Below are 21,052 nucleotides of genomic sequence, written 5' to 3' on the forward strand. Positions count from 1 at the left end.
CGGCGGTCAGCTCGCGGCCGCGACGGCAGCCGCGCGTTCCCGGGCGTGCCGGTCCATCTCCGCCCGGAAAGCGGCCACCAGCCGTGGCTGAATCCTTCCGGCGTTGCGGTCGCCCCCCTCGCAGACCGCCCCGCGCACCCCCACGATGTCCGTGCCGATACGGGTCAGCGCGCCGAGGTCCGCCGCCGTGACACTGCCCGCGAGGGCGGCGAGCAGACCCGCCTCGTGGGCCAGCCGGACGAACTCCCCGCAGACATCGGGCGGAACGTGGTCGAACAGCCGTGTCCCGTCCTTGATCGCGGTGTCGAGCATGGCCGCGTCGGAGCCGGAGCGGCGGGCGATGTCGGGCAGCGCGAGCGGGTTGACGCAGCCGACCCGGTGGGCGTCGGCATAGCCGGAGGCGACGACGAACGCGTCCGGCCGGTAGTCCTTCACCGCCCGGACGACCCCCTCCATGACCTCGACGGCCTGTTCGGGCGTGGTGCATCCGTAGAGGCCGACCTTGATGTACGTGGCTCCGGAGACCGCTGCGCCGAGCGCCGCCTGGGCCACCGTGCCGGGCTTGTACGGTACGTCTCCCACGGTGGCGGACACCGGCTTGTCCGCCGGGACCGCGTCGCGGATCTCCCGGATGACCCACGGGAAGTTCGCGCCGAGCGAGCCCTCGTCGGGCCTTTTGACATCGACGATGTCGAGGTGCTCCGCCGCCTTTGCGCAGTCGAGGGCCTCCTCGACGCTGTCCGGGGAGATGAGAAGCAACAACGTGTATTCCTTCCACCGCGTATCCGCCTGCCAAGGGCAGGCGTGCGGAGTCGACGGGATCACGTGCGGTCTGCTCATCATTGCCGCGGCCCGTGACCATCGGCAGGGCGCGCGGAGTGTGGCAGGGGGGCATTGCCGGACGTGTCCGCGCCCCCCAGCGCGCCGTCTACGCCGGTCAGAACCAGCCGTACCCGGTGCACCCGTTGCCACATCGTCGGCCGAGCGGCTCGGCGCCGGGAGGCACCTGGTCACACAGGCTTGAGCCGGGTGTGCAGGAGACAGAATTCGTTGCCTTCCGGGTCGGCCAGGACGTGCCAGTTCTCGGCGCCGGTCTGGCCGACGTCGGCGGGCCTGGCGCCGAGCGCGAGCAGCCGCTCCAGCTCGGCGTCCTGGTCGCGGTCGGTGGCGTTGACGTCGATGTGCAGTCGGAGCTGCCCGGTCCGCGGGGCGCTGCTGGGGCTGAGGACGAGGGTGGGCTGCGGGCCGCCGAAACCGGTGTCGGGTGGCCCGATCTCGATGCTTCCGTCGTCCTCCCGGCCGAGTTCCACGTAGCCGAGGACCTCACTCCAGAACGCGGCGAGCCGCTCGGGGTCGGCGGCGTCGATGACCAGCTCACTGATGCGGCATGCCATGCCCGGCAGTGTACGGACATCACCCCGGAAGTCGATGGTCGGCCGTGCGCCGGGGGCAGGCGGCCGCCACCGGCCGAGCGGCCGCTTCATTCCGGCGGTGGGCGGTCATTCGGCCAGCAGCTGCGTCCCGATGACGTCCAGGAGTGCCAGGCGGTCGGCGTCTTCGGTGCCGGGCTGGGCCGTGTAGACCATGATGCGCAGATCGCTGGCGGCGACGCTGAGGACGTCGCAGTCCAGGGTCAGGGCGCCGACCTGGGGGTGGTCGATGGTTTTGCGGGCGGCTGGGTGCTCGCTCACGGCGCCTGATTCCCACAGGTCGTTGAAGCGGGCGCTGGTGCGGCGCAGTTCGGCGATCAGGGATGTGAGGTCCGGGTCGTCGGGGTAGCGGCCGGCGGTGCGGCGCAGATCGGCGACGTGTGCTGCCTGGAGTGCGCCCTTGGACTCGGGGGTGTCGCGCACGCGGCTGTGCGGGTTGACGAAGTTGCGCCAGACCGCGTTGAGATCATTGCCCTGCCATTCCCCCATGAGTGCCGTGTAGAGGGGATTGGCGAGCAGCTGGGTCCAGGCGGCGTCGAAGACGGCGACCGGGGTGCCGGTCAGCCGGTCCAGCATGCGGTGGATACCGGGTGTGATGTGGCGCGGGATCGTGCCGGGGCCCGGCACCGCGAGGCCGGCCAAGTGGAAGAAGTGGGCTCGTTCGTCCTGGGTGAGTCGCAGGGCGCGGGCCAGGGCTTCGACGACCTGGGGTGAAGGGTTGGCGGCGCGTCCCTGCTCCAGCCGGATGATGTAGTCGGCGGAGATGCCGGCCAGCTGGGACAGTTCCTCGCGGCGCAGTCCGGCGGCGCGCCTGCGTCCGCCCGTGGGCAGGCCGACGGCCTGGGGCGGGACGCGATCGCGCCAGTGGCGCAGGGCCGCGCCGAGTTCTGTGGTCGCCATGTCCTCGATTGTGACAAGAGAGCCGTTCGCCTGTCCTGGTACCGCCATTCCCAGGAAAACGGGTCCACTCGCTACCCAGGCGTTTCCGGCCGACCGTGGAGGCATGACACAGACGCAACCGCCCGCACGGCCCGTCGTGGGGTTCACCGGGCTGTTCACCGGGCCGGGGGACCAGGGCCTGCCCATGGCCACCGCGATCGCCGAAGCGCCGGCTGCCGCCCGCGACCTCGGCTGCCGGTGCGTACGCGCCGACGGCGGCGTCCTGGAACACACCGGAGCCGGGACCGCGGCCGGTACGGGGAGACGGCTGTCTGCTTCGTCGACGTCCCGACCGTCGAGATCAGCTGGTCAACCGGCAGCGGCGCCGACTTCGTACGCTGGACCCGTGCCATGGCCGGGCGCGGCGATCGCGGCGACCGCGCGGTGCACCGGCTCGGTCCGGCTGCGATCCGCATCGACGGTGGCCGGGCCCTGGCCGAGCCGCCACTGACCGTCGAGTGGCGCATCGACATCGAGTGGCGCATCGACGTCGACGGTGCGCAGGCGGACCTGGCCTCCGCCTGCCGACCGCCCCACGAGAGGGACACCCACCTCGTCCCGGTGCTGACCGGCCCCCGGCTCGCCGTCGGCCCGGCCGAGTTGGTCGGCCACCGGCCGTCCTACCGATACCTGGCCTGGTACCTGCCGGGGCCACAGCGTCGGCGATCACCACCTCGGTGACGACCGGCCCGAGGCCGCGTCGCCGAGCGGTACCGCGCCGAACACACCTGGCTCCACCAGAGCCGCACCCCGGCCGCTTCGGCCGACCCCTGAAAGGAACAGCACTCATGAGCAAACTCGCCCTCGTCACCGGCGCCACCTCCGGCATCGGCGAGGCATTCGCCACACGCCTCGCCACGGACGGCTACGACCTGATCATCGTGGGCCGCAACAAGGACCGCCTCGAGAAGTTCGCCGTCGACCACCCCGGCGTCACCATCCGCACCGTCGCAGCCGACCTGTCCACCGACGACGGCGTCGACACCGTCGCCGAGATCTGCGCCGGCGAGCCGCTGACCATGCTCGTCAACAACGCCGGCGTCGCCCACTACATGCCGCTGGCCGAGCTGCCCGCCGACAAGGCCCGCGAACTCGTCCACGTCAAGGTCGTCGCCCCCACCATGCTCACCCGCGCCGCCGTCGCCGGTATGCGGGAACGCGGCGAAGGAAAGATCATCAACGTGGCCGGGATGATCGCCTTCAGCGGTCCCGCCGACACGTCCGTCATGCCCCGCCGCGCCGTCTACGCCGGCACCCTGGCCCACCTCGTCGCCATGTCCCAGACCCTCAGCGCCGAGCTGGCGGACACCGGCGTCCAGGTCCAGGTCCTGTGCCCCGGCGTCGTCGCCACCGAATTCCACTCGCGCCAGGGCCTCGACCTGAGCGCCGTACCCCGTATGAGCGCCGAGGACGTCGTCACCGCCGGCCTGCGCGGCCTCGAACTCGGCGAAGTCGTCTGCGCCCCCGGTGTCGAAGACGCCGCCCTCCTCGACGCCGTCTTCCAGGCCGACCTCGCCGCCTTCGGCGGACAGAGCCCCGCACTCGCCTCCCGCTACCGGACCAACTGAACCGCTCCGCCCCGGCATTTCCCCGGCCCCGGCCCCGGGCCGCCCCGGCACTGTGCGCCGGGGCCCCAGCACTTTGGCGAGGATCATGACCTCGACCAGGGGAGGACAGCGCGACGGCCGGACTCCATGTTGGCGATCACGGCCGAGCGGAGCCTGTCGGAGCGACCGCGGCTTGCGTGCAAATTTAACTGCATTGCAAGATGTAGTGGCAAGCCAATTTTCATTGGACGAATGTGCGTGTCTACCAGGACCGCGTGCCTGACGAAAGGTGCAGCATGGGCGCTCACGTGCGCGAGCAGGAGTTCGCGGGACTGCGGTGGCTGGTGGCCAGCGGAGAGCGGGAAGAGGTCTTCGAGATGCTCGGGCAGGCCGCCAGATCCGAGATCCGCACAGTCCACCAGGAGCTTCCCGAAGCGGAGGCACTGCACATATGGGCCCGGACCGAGCTGGGCAGCGCGCACCTGCGGCGCCTGGTGTCCGAGACGCGGCGCAGCTGTCCCACCCAGGTTCGGGAGCTGCGGGCACTGGCACAGGGGGCGGGCCTGGAGTCTTTGATGCTGGCCAACCTCCGAGGCGATCTGGGCACCGATGACGGCACAGGCTGCACCGATCTCGGGTGGCGACGCTCGCGCTCGTACGTCGCGCACAACGAGGACGGGGCCCCGGCGCTGGAGGGCCGGCTGATGCTGCTGACGCTGCTCATCGACGGCGACGTCCCCGTGACCACCCAGTGGTATCCAGGTTTTCTCCCCGCCAACACCTACGTCGCCACGGGGCACGGGCTGGTGTGGGGCATCAACCACATCCAGGCCACACGTCCCGCTCTCGCGGCCGGCCGTCACTTTGTCGCCCGAGCGCTACAGCAGGCCCCCGACCTGGAGGCCGCCGTACAGCTCCTGCGCACCGTCCCCTCCGCCGGCGGCTTCGCCTACACCATCGGAGCGCGCGAGACAGGCCGGGTCGTCGTGGTCGAGGCCGTCGCCGGACGGTCAGCGCTGGTCGAGGCCCAGCCCGCTCATCCTCTCCAGTGGCACACCAACCACCTGCGCCACCACCCCCTGCCTCTGGACGTGCCGAGCACGCAGCCGTCCTCGGGTGCCGGCAGCCTCGGGCAGCGGGCCGCCGGCAGCCTGGGCGGGTACGAGGAGAGCCAGGCCCGCGGCAAAGTCCTCGCCGGACTGGATGTGCCGGACCGGGAGCCGTCCGTCGACTGGTTCCTGGATGCGCTGACCTCGGCCCCTTTGCCCCGCGGTGTCTACCGCACGGCCGCCGGCTCCGACCCGCTGATGACCCTGTGCACCACCGTCACCGACCTCGACGCGGACAGCATCACGCTGCGCATTCCCGGTCGCCCGTCCGCCACGTTGCCGTTGTCCGCTTACGTGCGCGGCAACGCCGACGCACGGTGACCCTCACGGCCGTCCCGTCACCGGGAGACAATCGCTGGTATGGCCTCTCAACCGCAGTCCCCGCCGCAGACCTACGACGAACTCCTTTCCGTCCTGCACCAGCGCGGGAACACCCTGACCCGTGCACAGCGCCTCCTGGCCGACCGGGTGATGGCCGACCCCGAGGGCGTGGCCTTCATGACGGTCTCGGAGCTCGCTGCCGCTGTCGGCGTGAATGAGGCCACCGTCGTCCGGTTCGCCACAAGCCTGGGCCTGGACGGCTACCCGGGTCTGACCCGGCTGTGCCGCGAACGGCTGCGCGAGCAGGCCCAGCTGCTGCGCCGCTACAACCATCTCCAGCAGCTCACCGCCGAGGGGGGCGACCCGCTGCAGCGGGCCGTCGCACTCGACCAGGCCAACATCGCCCGCACCTTCGCACGCATCAACCCCGAAGACTGGCAGGCCGCCGTCAAAGCCCTCGCCGACAGCCCTCGCGTCCATGTGATGGGACTGCGTAAGTGCTATGCCCCTGGCTACCTGCTGGGCTACCTCCTGCGCATGCTCCGCGAAGAGGTACACACCGTCACGGGCCCCGCCGGCAGCCTCACCGACGAACTGCGCGGCGTCCGGGAGGGCGACTGCTTCGTGGCGATCTCCATCCACCGCTACAGCGCCGAGACCGTCAAGGCCGCCGCCTGGGCCCGCTCCCGCGGCGCCTGGTGCCTGGCGCTGACCGACAACCCGTCCTCACCTCTGGCCACCACCGCCGATCAGGCGTTCTACATCGACGCCACCGGACCGTTCGTGCTGAGGTCCCTGACCGCCTTCACCTCCCTCGTCCAGGCGCTGGCCACAGGTGTGGCCCAAGCCCGCGGCCACGAGGCCCGTTCCACCCTGCTCCGGGAAGAGGAGCTGCTCGAGACGTTCTCCGTCTACGAGGCCCGGGAGGAATGAGAACGCGGAAGGGGGACAGCGCATGCTGTCCCCCTTCCGCATCCCGCGGTGCCGGCCGCTCAGCCGTGCCGCGTCAGGCCCCTCAGCGCGCCGCGCAGGTGCTCCAGCGAGGAAGCTATCCACGGCAGGGACACCGGGTCGTCGCTGTCCAGCGCCTTCCAGCGCTCAGCGACGGACTCCCCGTACAGCAGGCTGGTCGCCACCCGCACGCGCAGACCGTCCGGCGTGTCGCCGAACGCCTCACCGGCCAGGACGCCCACGCCGTGGCGCTCCAGCAGCGCATCGGCCAGCGACACTCCGCCGTCGATGCCCTGACCGGCCAGGACCGGCCGCAGCGGCTCGAAGTCGGGATACAGGTAGAAGCCTGCCCCTGGCCGGCGGCACACGGCGCCGGCGGCGATGAATTCGGCGTGCACTGCCTGCGCCACGGCGGCATGCAGGCGCCGCGACCGCGCAATGTGGGTCACCAACTCCGGCGGGTCCTGCAGCACATGAGCGGCCACCGCCTGCATGGGCGCGGCCAGGCTCGACCAGATCTCACTGGCCACCCCGACCAGATCGGCCATCAGACTCTGCCCCCAGGCGCCCTGCGGCACTCGGGCCATGCCGATTCGCCAGCCACCCAGTGCCATCGACTTGCTCAGACCAGTGGTCACCACCGTGCGCTGCGGCAGGAAATGCGCGGCGCTGGGCGCCCGTCCGTCATGGACCAGGTCGGCGTAGATCTCGTCCGCGATCACCGCGAGCCCCCATTTCCCGGCGATGGCGCACACCTCCCGCAGATGGTCCGCTCGCGCCACCGTGCCGGTCGGGTTGTCAGGCACGGTCAGCACGAGAATCCCCGGCCGGGCCCCGGCCGCCCGCGCCGCTTCCAGCGCCTGCTCCAGCAGCCGCGGATCCGGCACGCCGCCGGCCTCGGCCGGTATGGGAACGTCGATCGTCCGCTTCGCCGCCAGCGACGCCTGGGCCGCGTAGCTCACCCACGACGGGCACGGCAGCACGACATCCCCGGGCAGCGCCAGCAGGAGAGCGAACAGCAGCGGCTTGCTGCCCGGCGCGAACAGCACCTGGTCCGGCTCCGTGTTCGAACCCCGGCGCGAGAACCAGCCGGCCGCGGCCTCCCGAGCCTCCACCGACCCGGCCACCGGACCGTAACTGTTGCGTCCGACCGCCCCGGCCAGCACCGCGGCCACCGAATCCGGCACCGGCAGACCTGCCTCGCCAAAACCCAGATGCAGCACCGTCCGACCTGCGGCCCGACGGGCCTCCAGTGTCTCGTTGATCGCCAAGGTCGCCGAATGCATCGTCACGGCGCCCACACTCCTCACTAGCCCGACAGGGCAAGGCAATATCTCCTGCGTGCGCCAGAGTATGTGCAAATTAATTTGCATACAAGGCGAGGGCGCCGAGCGCGTCCGTTTGCGACCCGGGCGGAGCGGCTCATCCAAGTACGTACCAAGCCGTTGACAAAGTTGAAACGGAGTAGAAATCTGTCAAGGCAATGCAAAAGATGAACGAAATCACTTAACTCTTGTACTGCGGCTGGCTCGACTTCACCACGGCATCGTCTTGGCCTTGCCGAACACTTTCATCGTTCACCCGGCGCTCCGGTCCCTCATGCCTCCGTGATCCCTGCCCCGAGAGGTCCTGCGCGTCGGCGGACAGCGGGTCGCGGGGCCGGTTGCGGGCGCTCAGGGGAAGGGAACGAGAGGGCCTCATGAACAGAAGACATCACGGTCGGCGGTGGTCCGCCGGGCTTGTGCTGGCGGGTCTGCTCACGGTCGGGCTGCTGCCCGTGACAGCCCATGCCGCGGCGGGAACGAACTTGGCGCTGGGCAGGCCGGTGACGGCCAGTGGGGCGCACGGCTCGTACCCGGCGAGCAATGTCACCGACGGCAGCCAGGCCTCCTACTGGGAGGGTCCCGCGGGCGCGTTCCCGCAGTGGGTGCAGGTCGACCTCGGGAGCAAGGCGGACATCGACGAGGTGGTGCTGAAGCTCCCCGCGTCGTGGGAGTCGCGCACCGAGGCCGTAACGGTCCAGGCCGGCACCGACGGCAAGGACTTCACCACCGTGGTGGCGGAGGCACGCAAGGAGTTCGCGCCGTCGTCCGGCAACACCGTGGCGCTCGACGTCACGGCCCAGGCACGGTACGTGCGGGTCCAGGTGACCGGCAACACGGGCTGGAACGCCGCCCAGCTCTCCGAGATCGAGGTGCGCGGGGAGGCCGGCGGGGAGAACCCCGGGGACCCGCCCGCGGGCACCAACCTGGCCCTGCGCAAGCCGATCGAGGCGTCGTCGACCACCCAGAACTACGTCGCGGGCAACGCCAACGACGGCAGCACCTCCACCTACTGGGAGGCGAGCGGCCAGTCCTCGACGCTGACCGCGAAGCTCGGCGCCGACGCCGATCTGACCGGCGTCGTCGTCAAACTGAACCCCGATGCCGCCTGGAGCACCCGGTCGCAGAGCATTCAGGTGCTGGGACGGCCGGCCGGGGAGTCCGGGTTCACCTCGCTGAAGGACCGGGCCGACTACACCTTCAGCCCGTCGCAGAACAAGAACACGGTGACCATCCCGGTCACGGGCCGGTACGCGGACGTACGCCTGCAGTTCTTCGGCAACACCGGTGCCGGCGGAGGCCAGGTCGCCGAGTTCGAGGTCGTCGGCGCGGCCGCACCCGCCCCCGATCTGACCGTCACCGACCTCGCCTGGTCGCCCGAGTCGCCCTCCGAGGCGGAGGCGGTCACCGTCGAGGCCACGGTCCGCAACGCCGGAACGGCCGCCGCGCCCGCGACCACGGTGAACGTCAGCCTCGAGGGCGCGGTCGCCGGCAGCGGCGCCGTCGACGCGCTCGCGCCGGGCGCGTCGGTGAAGGTACCGGTCAAGGTCGGCAAGCGGCCCATGGGCAGCTACAGCGTCTCCGCCGTCGTCGACCCGACCGACACGGTCGCCGAGCTCGACAACACCAACAACAGCCGCAACGCCGCCTCGAAGCTGGTCATCGGCCAGGCCCCCGGACCGGACCTGGAGGTCACCGGCATCACCACCAACCCCTCCAACCCGGCCGTCGGCGCCAAGGTCACCTTCACCGTCGCCGTGCACAACAGGGGCACCACCGCGGTGCCCACCGGATCGGTCACCCGGCTCACCGTCGGCGACACCACGCTGAACGGCACCGCGGGCGCCATCCCGGCCGGTGACACGGCCACCGTGGCGATCAGCGGCGCCTGGACCGCCACCAGCGGGGGAGCGGCGCTCACCGCGACGGCCGACGCCACCGGCACCGTCGCCGAGACCAACGAGGACAACAACACCTTCGCCCGCTCCCTGGTCGTCGGACGCGGCGCCGCCGTGCCCTACATCGAGTACGAGGCGGAGGACGGCCGGTACGACGGCACCCTGCTGAAGACGGACGCCAAGCGCACCTTCGGGCACACCAACTTCGCCACCGAGTCCTCCGGGCGCTCATCGGTCCGGCTCGACTCCACCGGGCAGTACGTGGAGTTCACCTCCACCACGCCGGCCAACTCCATCGTCGTCCGCAACTCGATCCCGGACGCGGCGGGCGGCGGCGGCAGGGAGGCGACCATCAGCCTCTACGCGGACGGTAAGTTCGTCCGCAAGCTCAACCTGTCCTCCAAGCACAGCTGGCTCTACGGCACGACCGACGACCCGGAGGGCCTGACCAACCGGCCCGGCGGCGACGCCCGGCGACTGTTCGACGAGTCCAACGCCCTGCTCACCGAAACCTATCCGGCGGGTACGAAGTTCCGGCTCCAGCGGGACGCCGGTGACGACGCGTCCTTCTACGTCATCGACCTGATCGATCTGGAGCAGGTCGCGGCACCGGCCGCCAAGCCCGCCGACTGCGTCTCCATCACCGACTACGGGGCCGTGCCCAACGACGGCATCGACGACGCGGACGCCATCCAGCGCGCCGTCACGGCGGACCAGAACGGCGAGATCCCCTGCGTGTGGATACCCGCGGGCCAGTGGCGCCAGGAGAAGAAGATCCTGACCGACGACCCGCAGAACCGGGGCCAGTACAACCAGATGGGTATCCGGGACGTCACCATCCGCGGCGCCGGTATGTGGCACTCCCAGCTCTACTCGCTCATCCCGCCCCAGGAAGCGGGCGGTATCAACCACCCCCACGAGGGCAACTTCGGCTTCGACATCGACGACAACACCAAGATCTCCGACATCGCCATCTTCGGCTCCGGCACCATCCGCGGCGGCGACGGCGGCGCCGAGGGCGGTGTCGCGCTCAACGGCCGCTTCGGCAAGAACACCAAGATCACCAATGTGTGGATCGAGCACTCCAACGTCGGCGCCTGGGTCGGCCGCGACTACTCCAACATCCCCGAGCTGTGGGGACCGGGCGACGGCCTCGAGTTCAACGGCGTACGGATCCGCAACACCTACGCCGACGGCGTCAACTTCACCAACGGCACCCGCAACTCGACCGTATACAACTCCTCCTTCCGCAACACCGGCGACGACGCGCTCGCCGTATGGGCCAACAAGTACGTGAAGGACACCTCCGTCGACATCGGCCACGACAACCACTTCCGCAACAACACCATCCAGCTGCCCTGGCGGGCCAACGGCATCGCGATCTACGGCGGCTACGGCAACACGATCGAGAACAACCTGGTCTCCGACACCATGAACTACCCGGGGATCATGCTGGCCACGGACCACGACCCGCTGCCCTTCTCGGGCCAGACGCTCATCGCGGGCAACGGCCTGTACCGCACGGGCGGCGCGTTCTGGGGCGAGGCGCAGGAGTTCGGCGCGATCACCCTGTTCGCCCAGGGGCAGGACATCCCGGGGGTCACGATCCGCGACACGGCCATCCACGACTCCACCTACGACGGCATCCAGTTCAAGACGGGCGGCGGCGCGCTGCCCGGCGTCCAGATCAAGGACGTCACCATCGACAAGTCCAACAACGGGTCCGGAATCCTCGCGATGGGCGGGGCGCGCGGCAGCGCCACGCTGACGAACGTGACGATCACCAACTCGGCCGAGGGTGACGTGGTGAAGGAGCCCGGCTCGCAGTTCGTGATCAACGGCTCCGCGAACCGGTCCTCCGCATCGCGCGACTGAGCGCTGTGCCACCGGGTGCGCCGGCTCCGGCCGGCGCACCCGCTCCCCCCACCCATCCCACTGACGTGCCCCGCCGGACGCGGCGGGGCAACAGATCGGGGACCCATGAAAACCCGCAGACGCCCCCTACGGAGCCTGTGCGCCGTGGTGGCCACCAGCCTCCTGCTGCTGGGCGGCCCTCTGGTGTCCGCCGCCCCGGCGGCCGGCGGCCCTGACATCGCCGCCGGCGACCCCGCCACGGCGAGCAGTTCCCACCGCGATTACGGCGCCGCGAACGTCACCGACGGCAACCAGGACACCTACTGGCAGAGCGCCGGCAGCGACCTGCCCCAATGGGTACAGACCGACCTCGGGACCACCGCCCGGGTGGACGAGGTGGTCCTCAAACTGCCCGGCTCGTGGGAGAAGCGCAGCCAGACCCTGTCCGTGCAGGGCAGCGCCGACGGCACCGGCTTCACCACCCTCAAGGCATCGGCCTCCTACGCCTTCGACCCCGCGGGCGGCAACACCGTCCGGGTGAGCTTCCCCGCCACCCGGACGCGGTACGTACGGGTGGCCATCACCGCCAACACCGGCTGGCAGGCGGCCCAGCTGTCCGAGCTGGAGGTGCGCGCCGCGGGGGAGTCCTCGGACAACCTCGCCCGGGGGCGCCCCTTCACCGCCAGCAGCCACACCGATGTCTACCTCCCGGCCAACGCCGGTGACGGCAACAAGGGGAGCTACTGGGAGAGCCGCAACAACGACTTTCCGCAGTGGCTCCAGGCCGACCTCGGCGCGGCCGTCCGGGTCAACCGCGTCGTCCTGCGGCTTCCCGACGGCTGGGGCACGCGCACCCAGACACTGAAGATCCAGGGCAGCACCAACGGTTCGGATTTCTCCGACCTGACCGCGAGCAAGACGTACACCTTCGCCCCCTCCGACGGGAACTCGGTGACGATCACCTTCGACGCGGCCACCACCCGCTATGTGCGGGCGCAGGTCACCGCCAACAGTGTGCAGCCCGGCGCCCAGATCTCCGAACTGGAGGTCTACGGACCCGCCACCGGCGACACCCAGGCGCCCTCCGCCCCGGCCCATCTGGCCCTGACCGAGCCCAGCACCGGCCAGATCCGCCTCACCTGGGACGCGGCCACGGACGACACCGGCGTCACCGCGTACGACATCTACGCCGACGGCGACCTGCTGACCTCGGTCGGCGGTGACGTCACCACCTACACCGACACCCGGCCCGCGGGCACCCGTGTCAGCTACTTCGTACGGGCCAGGGACGCGGCGGGCAACCAGTCGGCCAACAGCAACACCGTGACCCGGGCCGCGGGCGACGGCGACACCGAGGCCCCCACCGCCCCGGTGAACCTGTCCTTCACCGAGCCCGAGCCAGGCCGGATCAAACTCACCTGGGACGCCTCCGCCGACAACAAGGGCGTGACCGGATACGACGTGTACGCCAACGCCACCCGACGCGCAACCGTCTCCGGTGACGTGCTCACCTGGACGGACACCCAGTCCACGGCCGCGACCGTCACCTACTACGTGCGCGCCAAGGACGCGGCCGGCAACGAGTCCCCGGCGAGCAACTCGGTGACCCGCAACGGCAGCGGAGCCGACTCCAACCTGGCTGTCGGCAAGCCCATCTCCGCGTCCTCCGTGATCCACACGTATGTCGCGGAGAACGCCAACGACAACGACACGGGAACCTACTGGGAGGGCGGCGCGGGCAGCTACCCGAACACCCTCACCGTCAAGCTGGGCGCCAACGCGGACGTCGACCGGCTGGTCCTGCGGCTCAACCCCGGATGGGGCAGCCGCACGCAGACCATCGAGGTGCTCGGCCGGGAGCAGGACGCGTCCGACTACACGTCGCTGGTCGACGCCAAGGAGTACCTCTTCGACCAGGCGAAGCAGAACACCGTCACCGTCCCCGTCGGCAAGCGCGTCGCCGATGTGCGGCTGCGCTTCACCGCCAACACCGGGGCGACGGCCGGTCAGATCGCCGAGTTCCAGGTGATGGGCGTGCCCGCGCCCAACCCCGACCTCCAGGTGACGAAGCTGACCCCGTCGCCGGCGTCGCCCGTCGAATCGGACGACATCACCGTCTCCGCCACCGTGCGCAACAGCGGGTCGGCCGACGCGCCGGGCAGCAAGGTCGCCGTACGGCTCGGCGGGACGACCGTCGCGACCGCCTCGGTCGGGGCCCTCGACGCGGGGGAGCAGACCACGGTCACCGCGTCCCTCGGAGCGCGCGAGGCGGGTACGTACGAACTGAGCGCGGTGGCCGACGAGCCGGACGAGATCATCGAGGAGAACGAGACCAACAACACCTTCACCAGCCCGGACGCCCTGGTGGTGAAGCCGGTCGCCAGTTCGGACCTGGTCCCCGCCCAGGTGACCACGTCCCCGTCCTCCCCGGCCGCCGGCCAGGACGTCACCTTCAAGGCCGCCCTCACCAACCAGGGCACCGTCGCGTCCGCGGGCGGCGACCACGAGATCACCCTCACCCTGACCGACTCCAAGGGCGAGACGGTCAAGACCTGGACGGGCACCCACACGGGCGCCATCGGTCCCGGCGACACCACCGACCCCGTGACCCTCGGCTCCTGGAAGGCCGCCAACGGGTCGTACACCGTGAAGGTCACGGTCGCTCCCGACGCCGAGGAGATACCGGCCAAGCGGGAGAACAACACCGCCACCAAACCCCTCTTCGTGGGGCGCGGCGCCAACATGCCCTACGACATGTACGAGGCGGAGGACGGATCACTCGGCGGCGGCGCGAAGGTCGTCGGACCCAACCGGACCATCGGCGACCTCGCGGGTGAGGCGTCGGGCCGCAAGGCGGTCACCCTGGACGACACCGGCGAGTACGTCGAGTTCACCACCAGGGCCAGGACGAACACCCTGGTCACCCGCTTCTCCATCCCGGACGCGCCGGGCGGCGGCGGCATCGACGCCACGATCAGTGTCTATGTCGACGGCGTCAAGAAGAAGTCGCTGCCGCTGACGTCCCGCTACGCCTGGCTGTACGGGGCCGAGGCGTCGCCCGGCGACTCGCCCGGCTCCGGGGCGCCCCGTCACATCTACGACGAGGCGCACATCATGTTCGACGAGACCGTCCCCGCGGGCTCGAAGATCCAGCTGCGGAAGGACGCCACCGACACCTCCACGTACGCGATCGACTTCGTGAACCTGGAACAGGTGGCGCCGATCGCCAATCCCGATCCCGCCGCGTACGTCGCGCCCACCGGCTTCACCCACCAGGACGTGCAGAACGCCCTGGACCGGGTCCGGATGGACACCACGGGCAAGCTGGTCGGCGTGTACCTGCCGCCCGGCGACTACGAGACGTCGAGCAAGTTCCAGGTGTACGGCAAGGCGGTCAAGGTCGTGGGCGCCGGGCCCTGGTACACGACCTTCCACGCGCCCGCGAGCCAGCGGAACACCGACATCGGTTTCCGGGCCGACGCCTCCGCCAAGGGCTCCTCGTTCGCGAACTTCGCCTACTTCGGCAACTACACCACGCGCATCGACGGCCCCGGCAAGGTGTTCGACTTCTCCAATGTGTCGGACATCGTGATCGACAACATCTGGAACGAGCACATGGTGTGCCTGTACTGGGGCGCCAACACCGACCGGGTCACGATCAAGAACTCCCGCATCCGCGACATGTTCGCCGACGGCATCAACATGACCAACGGGTCGACGGACAACCTGGTCTCCAACAACGACGCGCGGGCCACCGGCGACGACAGTTTCGCGCTCTTCTCGGCGATCGACGCCGGCGGCGCGGACATGAAGAACAACCTCTACGAGAACCTGACCTCGACGCTGACCTGGCGCGCCGCGGGCGTCGCGGTGTACGGCGGATACAACAACACCTTCCGCAACATCCGCATCGCCGACACCCTGGTGTACTCCGGAATCACCATCTCGTCCCTGGACTTCGGCTACCCGATGAACGGCTTCGGGACCGATCCGACGACCTTCGAGAACATCTCGATCGAGCGGGCGGGCGGCCACTTCTGGGGCGCGCAGACCTTCCCCGGCATCTGGGTCTACTCGGCGTCGAAGATCTTCCAGGGCATCCGCGTGAACAACGTGGACATCATCGACCCCACCTACAGCGGAATCATGTTCCAGACGGACTACGTGGGAGGTCAGCAGCAGTACCCCATCAAGGACACCATCTTCACGGACATCACCATCACGGGGGCGCGCAAGAGCGGTGACGCCTACGATGCCAAGTCGGGCTTCGGTCTGTGGGCCAATGAGATGCCGGAAGCGGGCGAGGGCCCGGCTGTCGGCGAGGTCGTCTTCAACGGGCTGAAGCTCGGCGACAACGCGGTGGACATCCGCAACACCACCTCCACGTTCAAGATCATCCAGAACCCGTAGGGCCTCATCCGGCCAGTGCTGACCGAAAGGCGTAGCGCAAGCCCTTGCGTGGGCTTGCGCTACGCTTGCGTGAAACGGCGCCTGCTTACCGATGGCGCCTGCTTACTGACGGCGTCTGCTTACCGTCGGCGTCTGCTTACCTACGGCCCGGGAGCGTCGCGAGCGCCTGCGACCGCTGGGCGACCAACTCGTCGTAGGTGCCGTCGCGCTCGGCCCACCGGTGCATCAGCACACCCTTGACCAGGATCTCGTGCGGAGTGGGGTCGGTCCCCAGCAGCTCCATCACCTCGGTGGCGTACGCGGCCAGTTCCAGCGCGTGGGGGTTGCTCTGCGCCAGCTCCGGTGTGGTGGCGACAGCCGGCGGCACGAGTTCGGAGACCTCGATACCGGTGCCGTCCAGTTGCGCGCGCAACGCCTCGGAGTAGGCGTGGACACCGGCCTTGGAGGCGGCGTAGGTCGGCATGAGCGGGAACGGCAGGAACCCGATGCCCGAGGTGACCGTGACGATGGTGCCGGTGCCGCGTCCGATCAGGTGCGGGGTGAACGCGTCGATGACGCGGATGGTGCCGAGGAGGTTGGTGTCGATCGTCCGCTCCGCGGCACCGAAGTGTGCGGGATCACGCAGGTCCTCCGGGATCATGACCCCGGACATCGTCACGACCGTATCGAGGCCCGGGTGGCCGTGCAGGACCGTGTCGCGGGCACGGTCCACGCTGTCCTGGTCGGTCACATCGATGGGAACGGTGGCGAACCCCTCAGCCGCGAGCTGGCCGAGCAGGTCGGTTCGCCGGCCGCCGACGACGACGGCACTGCCGGCCGCGGCGAAGCGGCGAGCGAGCTCGAGACCGATGCCCGAGGTGGCGCCGGCGATGAAGACGGTGCGGTTGCTGGTGTCCATTGATGTGCTCCTGATCAGGGCGCCGACCGCGACAAGCCGGCGGGCGGCGGTTCCGATGGTGGTTCCGGTCGCCGGTCGGGGCTTGCGCGCGAGGAATGTCGTTCGGCCTCGTCGTGCGGCGACACCTCCAGTGTTGATCCGTTCCGCGGCCGGAGGCAGGGCCCCCGTCTTCCGGGGCCCTGTCAGGACCCCCTTCGCCGAGGAGTCGCTGAACTACGATGCCGGATATGAGCGACGACGACCGCGCCAACCTCCTCGGCGGTTACCTCCGTGCCCGGCGGGCGCTGGTCACCCCGGAGCAGGTCGGGCTTCCGGCCGGTGCCCATCGCCGCGTACCCGGGCTTCGCCGGGAAGAAGTCGCCATGCTCGCGGGCATCAGCGCCGACTACTACCTGCGGCTGGAGCGCGGCCGCGACAAGAACCCCTCACCGCAGGTGCTCGCATCGCTCGCGCGGGTGCTGCGCCTCGACGAGCTCGCACAGGAATACCTCCTCGGCCTGGCCGCACCGCGCCCGAGACCGCGGCGGCGCCGGAAGCCCGAACGCGTGCCCGCACGGTTGCACCAGCTCCTGGCGAGCGTGCAGGTGCCCGCGTTCGTGGAGGGACGCGCCTTCGATGTGCTCGCCTCCAACCGGCTCGCCGTCGCTCTCTCGCCGCGCCTCCAGCCCGGGTACAACCGTCTCCGGTCGCTCCTGTTCGACCCTGAGGAGCAGGCGTTCCAGCAGGACTGGGCGCGCTCCACGGCAGGATTCATCGCCGCCTTCAGAAAGTCCATCGGCGATGACATCGACACCCCGCGAGCCGTGGAACTGGTGGGCGAGCTCGCCCAGTCGAGCGAGCGGTTCAGAACGCTCTGGGAGCGCCACGACGTCCGCGATCTCGAAGGCGGCACCACCACGGTGAACCATCCCGTCGTCGGTGAGCTGCGCCTGCACCGGGACAAGCTCCCCGTGGACGATCTGCTCCTGGTCCTCTACTACGCCGATCAGGGCAGCGAGAGCGAGGAGAAACTACGCCTCCTCGCCCTCCACGACCCGGACAACACCCACCCCGACGCGCACCGGATCCCGCACGGCTGAACCCCAGCGGCCATTTCGTACCCCCGGACCTGGCCGCTGAGCCGGCGCTCGCCAGGCCCGGGTCCGGTCACGCGACCAGGCGCAGCCAGGCGGCGGCGAGTGCGGCGTGACCGGCCGGCGTCGGGTGCACACCGTCCGCGGCCCAGTACTCCGGCCCGGTCGTCGCGGCGAGCTCGGCGAACATGCCGTCCGCGGCGAGCAGGTGCGCGCCGTACCTGCGGGCCAGCTCGCGCACGACCTGGATCTTCGGGTCCAGATCGGCGCGCCACTCCTTCCGCTCGTCTTCGCCCACGCGCACGTCGCCGACCTCGACCAGGCCGCGAATCGGCAGGAGGAACGGCTCGATGAGGATCAGCGCCGTGCCCGCCTCGGCGAGGGGCGCGAGCAGGCGGTCGCAACCCGCCGCGTAGTCCTCCGCGGGGATCACGTGGCCGTCCGGGTCGTAGGTGTGCCAGCCCATGTCGTTGGCGCCGACGAGGATCGGGACGCCGCCCCGCACGACACCGACCGGGTGCGCGGGTTCGGCGCCGGCCACGGTCCGCCGGCGTGCCCCCGTCCCGGTACGCACACGCCTTGTCCGACTCCTCGGCGTCCCCCCGTACCAGGCAAACTCTCACACCGGTTTGCTCGCGCCGCTCGCCTCTGGTCCCCCCGACAGCAGGGTGTCCAGCATGTACTGGCGAGAGCGCTCGATGCCTTCGAGGGCGACCTGCCTGATCTTCTCCTCCGAGCCACTCCTGATGGTTTCGACCAATCGCCCGTGATTGACACTCGTGTAGGGCGGCTGGCCCAGTTCGCCCCGGAGGTTGAGGAAGCGTTCGATCTCTTCGTGCAGCGTGTTGATCATCGGGATCATCAGCGATACGCGCGCGACTTCCGCGATCGCCACATGGAGCAGTCGGTTCGCTTCGTTCCGGTCGGGGCGTGAGGCGTTCGCCGCCACGGTTGCCGCGCTGAGCGCGTCCAGGCGGTCGAGATCTTCGGCGTCGGCGCGCTGTGCGGCGAGTACGGCCGCTTCCGGCTCCAGGAGCCTGCGCAGGCGGTAGGTGTCCTGGAGGTCGCCGAGGTCCGTCGGCTTCACGAAGGTTCCGCGCCGTGGGACGACCACGACGAGGCCTTCCCTGCGCAGCGCGTTGATGGCTTCGCGCACCGGGGTCTTGCTCATCCCGTACCGCTGCGCGAGCCACGCCTCCACGATGACGTCGCCCGGCCGGAGGTGGCACCGGATGATGTCGCGCTTGAGGGATGCGTACGCCCGCTCCGCCATCGACGATCCCGAACTCAAACCACAGCTCCTCTTCCAGCACGTGTGGCGGTCCTCGTCATCCATCGTCCACCGGCGCGAAGACCTGTTGACATCCACCTTTCGCAGCGTATCATCCCTGTGAAATATCACAGGGATTGCACGAGCCCGGCAGGGCCGGCTCGTCCTGAACGGAAGCGAAACCCTCCCGCAAGCAGCTGCTGACCCGGACGCATACCTGACTGGCCTTTACCGGCCTGGCCTTCGCGGCGCCGGACGTCCGCGGTCGGCCTTGCGTATCCGACAGAGCAGCACATATCGCAGCCTGCGTTCACCGTCGACCCGATAAGGCCCCAGATGACGCAACTTCGAAGCAGCAGTCCGACCGCGGACGGCTCCATGAATCGGTTGTTCCGTGCGCTCAGCGCCCTGGAACGGGCGGGAAACAGGCTCCCCCATCCGTTCTGGCTGTTCTGGATCTTCGTGGCACTGCTGGGTGTGGTCAGTGCCGTACTGGCCGGGGCGGGCGTGTCCGTCACGCTGCCGTCGACAGGGGACTCCGTCGCGGTGAAGAACCTGCTCTCTCTTCAGGGAGCCAAGTTCGCGGCGGAGTCCGCACTGGACAACTTCGCCGGGTTCGCACCGCTGTCGGTCGTGGTGGTGGTCCTGCTCGGAGTCAGCGTCACCGAGAAGAGCGGCCTTCTCACCGCGCTTCTTCGCGTCACGATCGGCCGTCTGCCCGTTCGGTGGCTGACCTTCTCCATCGCGTTCAGCTCGATGATCGCGCACGTCATGAGCGACTCGGCCTACATCGTGATGATCCCGCTGGGGGCGCTGGCCTTCCGGACCGTGGGCCGCAGCCCCGTGCTCGGTCTGATGGTCGCCTACGCGTCGACGGCCATCGGCTTCAACGCCAGCCCGCTGGTGACACCGGCCGACGCGGTCAGGTCGTCCCTGGCGGCCGAGGCCGCGCATACCGTCGATCCGGACTACGTCATCACTCCGGTCGCCACGTACTTCTTCACCGCGGTCTCATCGGTGTTCCTCGCCGCCGTGATCGCCCTCACGGTCGACCGCATCCTGGCCCGAAGGCCCGAGTTCGTGCCGACACCCGAGGACGACGCGGCCGCCGACAGGCTCTTCAACACCACCCAAGCCGGGGCATCGCAGCCCAGCGGACCGGCCGGCGAGGCCCCTTCCGCGGTCACGCTGAGCGCCGTGGAGAAGCGCGCCATGAGACGGTCCGGCGCGGTGCTCCTGCTCTACGTCCTGGCGGTGTCCGCGCTCCTGCTGCCCGGATCCCCGTTCCGTGGCGAGGGCGGCAGCATCGTCCAGTCCGTGGTCGTGGTGAACATCGCCGTGTTCATCTCCCTGCTGTTCGCGATCCTCGGCATCGTCTACGGCAGGCAGGTGGGCACGATCCCCTCGCTGTCGTCCGTCCCCTCCGCCATGGCCGACGGGGTGAAGTCCTTCGTACCCGTGATCGTGCTGTTCTTCGTGGTCGCGCAGTTCCTCGCCTACTTCACCTGGACCGGCATCAGCAATGTGATCACCGTCGAGGGCGCCCGGCTCCTGAAATCCCTGGACGCGCCCCACCTCGTCATCCTGCTCGTGATCATTCTGGCCATCAGCGGACTCAACATCATCATCAGCAGCGGTTCGGCGATGTGGTCCATCCTCGCCCCCGTCGTGGTTCCCCTGACGATGTACATCGGGCTGTCCCCCCAGGCGGCGATGGTCTCCTTCATGATCGGCGACTCGGTCACCAACACCACGCCCATGAACGCCTACTTCGTCCTGGCCCTGGGATTCCTCCAGCAGTTCCGGAAGGGCGCGGGCATCGGCACCATGCTGTCCTTCACGGTTCCCGTGGCTCTCGCCGTACTCGTCTCGTGGTCGTCCTTCTTCGCCCTCTGGTACGCCCTGGGCATTCCGCTCGGCCCAGGGGTGCCCGTCAGATGACACCCTGCCGTCCGCCGGCGATTCCCCGCCGGACAACGGGCGCCCGATGACCGAAAGGAAGCCGCGAACGGCTGTCACGACACCACCAC

At 69.7% G+C, this 21,052-nt stretch carries 15 protein-coding genes; 8 read left to right on the forward strand and 7 right to left on the reverse strand.

Going from position 1 to position 21,052, the window contains the following annotated elements:
- Positions 1 to 6 precede the first annotated feature (6 nt).
- The 3 genes from PS467_RS39280 to PS467_RS39290 form a co-directional block, all read right to left on the reverse strand.
- Positions 7 to 762, reverse strand: a complete 756-nt coding sequence (locus PS467_RS39280) for a (5-formylfuran-3-yl)methyl phosphate synthase (RefSeq protein ID WP_311039298.1) — start codon at positions 760 to 762, stop codon at positions 7 to 9.
- A gap of 248 nt (positions 763 to 1,010) precedes the next feature.
- Entirely contained in the window at positions 1,011 to 1,394 is a 384-nt protein-coding gene (locus PS467_RS39285) for a VOC family protein (protein ID WP_311039299.1), read from the reverse strand.
- A 105-nt stretch (positions 1,395 to 1,499) separates the two neighbouring features.
- Positions 1,500 to 2,330 carry a helix-turn-helix transcriptional regulator gene (locus tag PS467_RS39290; protein ID WP_311039300.1) on the reverse strand — a complete coding sequence of 277 codons (831 nt, stop codon included), beginning with the start codon at positions 2,328 to 2,330 and terminating at the stop codon, positions 1,500 to 1,502.
- Between the two features lie 237 nt (positions 2,331 to 2,567).
- Here PS467_RS39290 and PS467_RS39295 point away from each other — a divergent pair, with 237 nt between their 5' ends.
- The 4 genes from PS467_RS39295 to PS467_RS39310 all read left to right on the forward strand — a co-directional run bounded on the left by PS467_RS39295 (position 2,568) and on the right by PS467_RS39310 (position 6,279).
- Positions 2,568 to 3,050 carry a hypothetical protein gene (locus tag PS467_RS39295; RefSeq protein WP_311039301.1) on the forward strand — a complete coding sequence of 161 codons (483 nt, stop codon included), beginning with the start codon at positions 2,568 to 2,570 and terminating at the stop codon, positions 3,048 to 3,050.
- Between the two features lie 107 nt (positions 3,051 to 3,157).
- Positions 3,158 to 3,937, forward strand: coding sequence for an SDR family NAD(P)-dependent oxidoreductase (locus tag PS467_RS39300; RefSeq protein ID WP_311039302.1), 780 nt, complete (start codon positions 3,158 to 3,160; stop codon positions 3,935 to 3,937).
- A 275-nt stretch (positions 3,938 to 4,212) separates the two neighbouring features.
- Positions 4,213 to 5,346 carry a C45 family autoproteolytic acyltransferase/hydrolase gene (locus tag PS467_RS39305; RefSeq protein ID WP_311039303.1) on the forward strand — a complete coding sequence of 378 codons (1,134 nt, stop codon included), beginning with the start codon at positions 4,213 to 4,215 and terminating at the stop codon, positions 5,344 to 5,346.
- Positions 5,347 to 5,385: 39 nt separating this feature from the next.
- Positions 5,386 to 6,279, forward strand: a complete 894-nt coding sequence (locus tag PS467_RS39310) for a MurR/RpiR family transcriptional regulator (RefSeq protein ID WP_311039304.1) — start codon at positions 5,386 to 5,388, stop codon at positions 6,277 to 6,279.
- 59 nt (positions 6,280 to 6,338) lie between these two features.
- Here the strand turns inward: PS467_RS39310 and PS467_RS39315 are convergent, their stop codons facing one another.
- The gene (locus tag PS467_RS39315) at positions 6,339 to 7,589 is read right to left on the reverse strand and encodes a pyridoxal phosphate-dependent aminotransferase (RefSeq protein ID WP_432280785.1); all 1,251 of its coding nucleotides are present in this window, start codon (positions 7,587 to 7,589) and stop codon (positions 6,339 to 6,341) included.
- 407 nt (positions 7,590 to 7,996) lie between these two features.
- Here PS467_RS39315 and PS467_RS39320 point away from each other — a divergent pair, with 407 nt between their 5' ends.
- Together PS467_RS39320 and PS467_RS39325 are read left to right on the forward strand one after the other, a co-directional pair.
- The gene (locus PS467_RS39320; protein WP_311039306.1) at positions 7,997 to 11,392 is read left to right on the forward strand and encodes a CARDB domain-containing protein; all 3,396 of its coding nucleotides are present in this window, start codon (positions 7,997 to 7,999) and stop codon (positions 11,390 to 11,392) included.
- Positions 11,393 to 11,497: 105 nt separating this feature from the next.
- Positions 11,498 to 15,781, forward strand: a complete 4,284-nt coding sequence (locus PS467_RS39325; RefSeq protein WP_311039307.1) for a discoidin domain-containing protein — start codon at positions 11,498 to 11,500, stop codon at positions 15,779 to 15,781.
- A gap of 136 nt (positions 15,782 to 15,917) precedes the next feature.
- Here PS467_RS39325 and PS467_RS39330 read toward each other — a convergent pair whose 3' ends face one another.
- Positions 15,918 to 16,679: an SDR family oxidoreductase gene (locus tag PS467_RS39330; RefSeq protein ID WP_311039308.1), complete on the reverse strand. Its 762-nt coding sequence runs from the start codon at positions 16,677 to 16,679 to the stop codon at positions 15,918 to 15,920.
- Between the two features lie 227 nt (positions 16,680 to 16,906).
- Here PS467_RS39330 and PS467_RS39335 point away from each other — a divergent pair, with 227 nt between their 5' ends.
- Positions 16,907 to 17,758: a helix-turn-helix domain-containing protein gene (locus PS467_RS39335; protein WP_311039309.1), complete on the forward strand. Its 852-nt coding sequence runs from the start codon at positions 16,907 to 16,909 to the stop codon at positions 17,756 to 17,758.
- A 67-nt stretch (positions 17,759 to 17,825) separates the two neighbouring features.
- Here the strand turns inward: PS467_RS39335 and PS467_RS39340 are convergent, their stop codons facing one another.
- The gene (locus PS467_RS39340) at positions 17,826 to 18,326 is read right to left on the reverse strand and encodes a GDSL-type esterase/lipase family protein (RefSeq protein WP_311039310.1); all 501 of its coding nucleotides are present in this window, start codon (positions 18,324 to 18,326) and stop codon (positions 17,826 to 17,828) included.
- A 45-nt stretch (positions 18,327 to 18,371) separates the two neighbouring features.
- Positions 18,372 to 19,121, reverse strand: a complete 750-nt coding sequence (locus PS467_RS39345) for a GntR family transcriptional regulator (protein WP_311039311.1) — start codon at positions 19,119 to 19,121, stop codon at positions 18,372 to 18,374.
- A 237-nt stretch (positions 19,122 to 19,358) separates the two neighbouring features.
- Between PS467_RS39345 and PS467_RS39350 the strand changes: the two genes are divergently transcribed.
- On the forward strand, positions 19,359 to 20,963 hold the full coding sequence (locus PS467_RS39350) for an AbgT family transporter (protein WP_311039312.1): 1,605 nt from the start codon (positions 19,359 to 19,361) through the stop codon (positions 20,961 to 20,963).
- The last annotated feature ends 89 nt before the right edge of the window (positions 20,964 to 21,052 follow it).

The organism is Streptomyces luomodiensis, assembly GCF_031679605.1.
Classification (GTDB): domain Bacteria; phylum Actinomycetota; class Actinomycetes; order Streptomycetales; family Streptomycetaceae; genus Streptomyces; species Streptomyces luomodiensis.

What these genes read in the sequence shown, in the direction of transcription:
- PS467_RS39320 (WP_311039306.1), top strand. Translation starts at nt 7,997, where the DNA reads ATGAACAGAAGACATCACGGTCGGCGGTGGTCCGCCGGGCTTGTGCTG.
- PS467_RS39305 (WP_311039303.1), top strand. Translation starts at nt 4,213, where the DNA reads ATGGGCGCTCACGTGCGCGAGCAGGAGTTCGCGGGACTGCGGTGGCTG.
- PS467_RS39350 (WP_311039312.1), top strand. Translation starts at nt 19,359, where the DNA reads ATGACGCAACTTCGAAGCAGCAGTCCGACCGCGGACGGCTCCATGAAT.
- PS467_RS39310 (WP_311039304.1), top strand. Translation starts at nt 5,386, where the DNA reads ATGGCCTCTCAACCGCAGTCCCCGCCGCAGACCTACGACGAACTCCTT.
- PS467_RS39335 (WP_311039309.1), top strand. Translation starts at nt 16,907, where the DNA reads ATGAGCGACGACGACCGCGCCAACCTCCTCGGCGGTTACCTCCGTGCC.
- PS467_RS39330 (WP_311039308.1), bottom strand. Translation starts at nt 16,679, where the DNA reads ATGGACACCAGCAACCGCACCGTCTTCATCGCCGGCGCCACCTCGGGC.
- PS467_RS39325 (WP_311039307.1), top strand. Translation starts at nt 11,498, where the DNA reads ATGAAAACCCGCAGACGCCCCCTACGGAGCCTGTGCGCCGTGGTGGCC.
- PS467_RS39285 (WP_311039299.1), bottom strand. Translation starts at nt 1,394, where the DNA reads ATGGCATGCCGCATCAGTGAGCTGGTCATCGACGCCGCCGACCCCGAG.
- PS467_RS39290 (WP_311039300.1), bottom strand. Translation starts at nt 2,330, where the DNA reads ATGGCGACCACAGAACTCGGCGCGGCCCTGCGCCACTGGCGCGATCGC.
- PS467_RS39300 (WP_311039302.1), top strand. Translation starts at nt 3,158, where the DNA reads ATGAGCAAACTCGCCCTCGTCACCGGCGCCACCTCCGGCATCGGCGAG.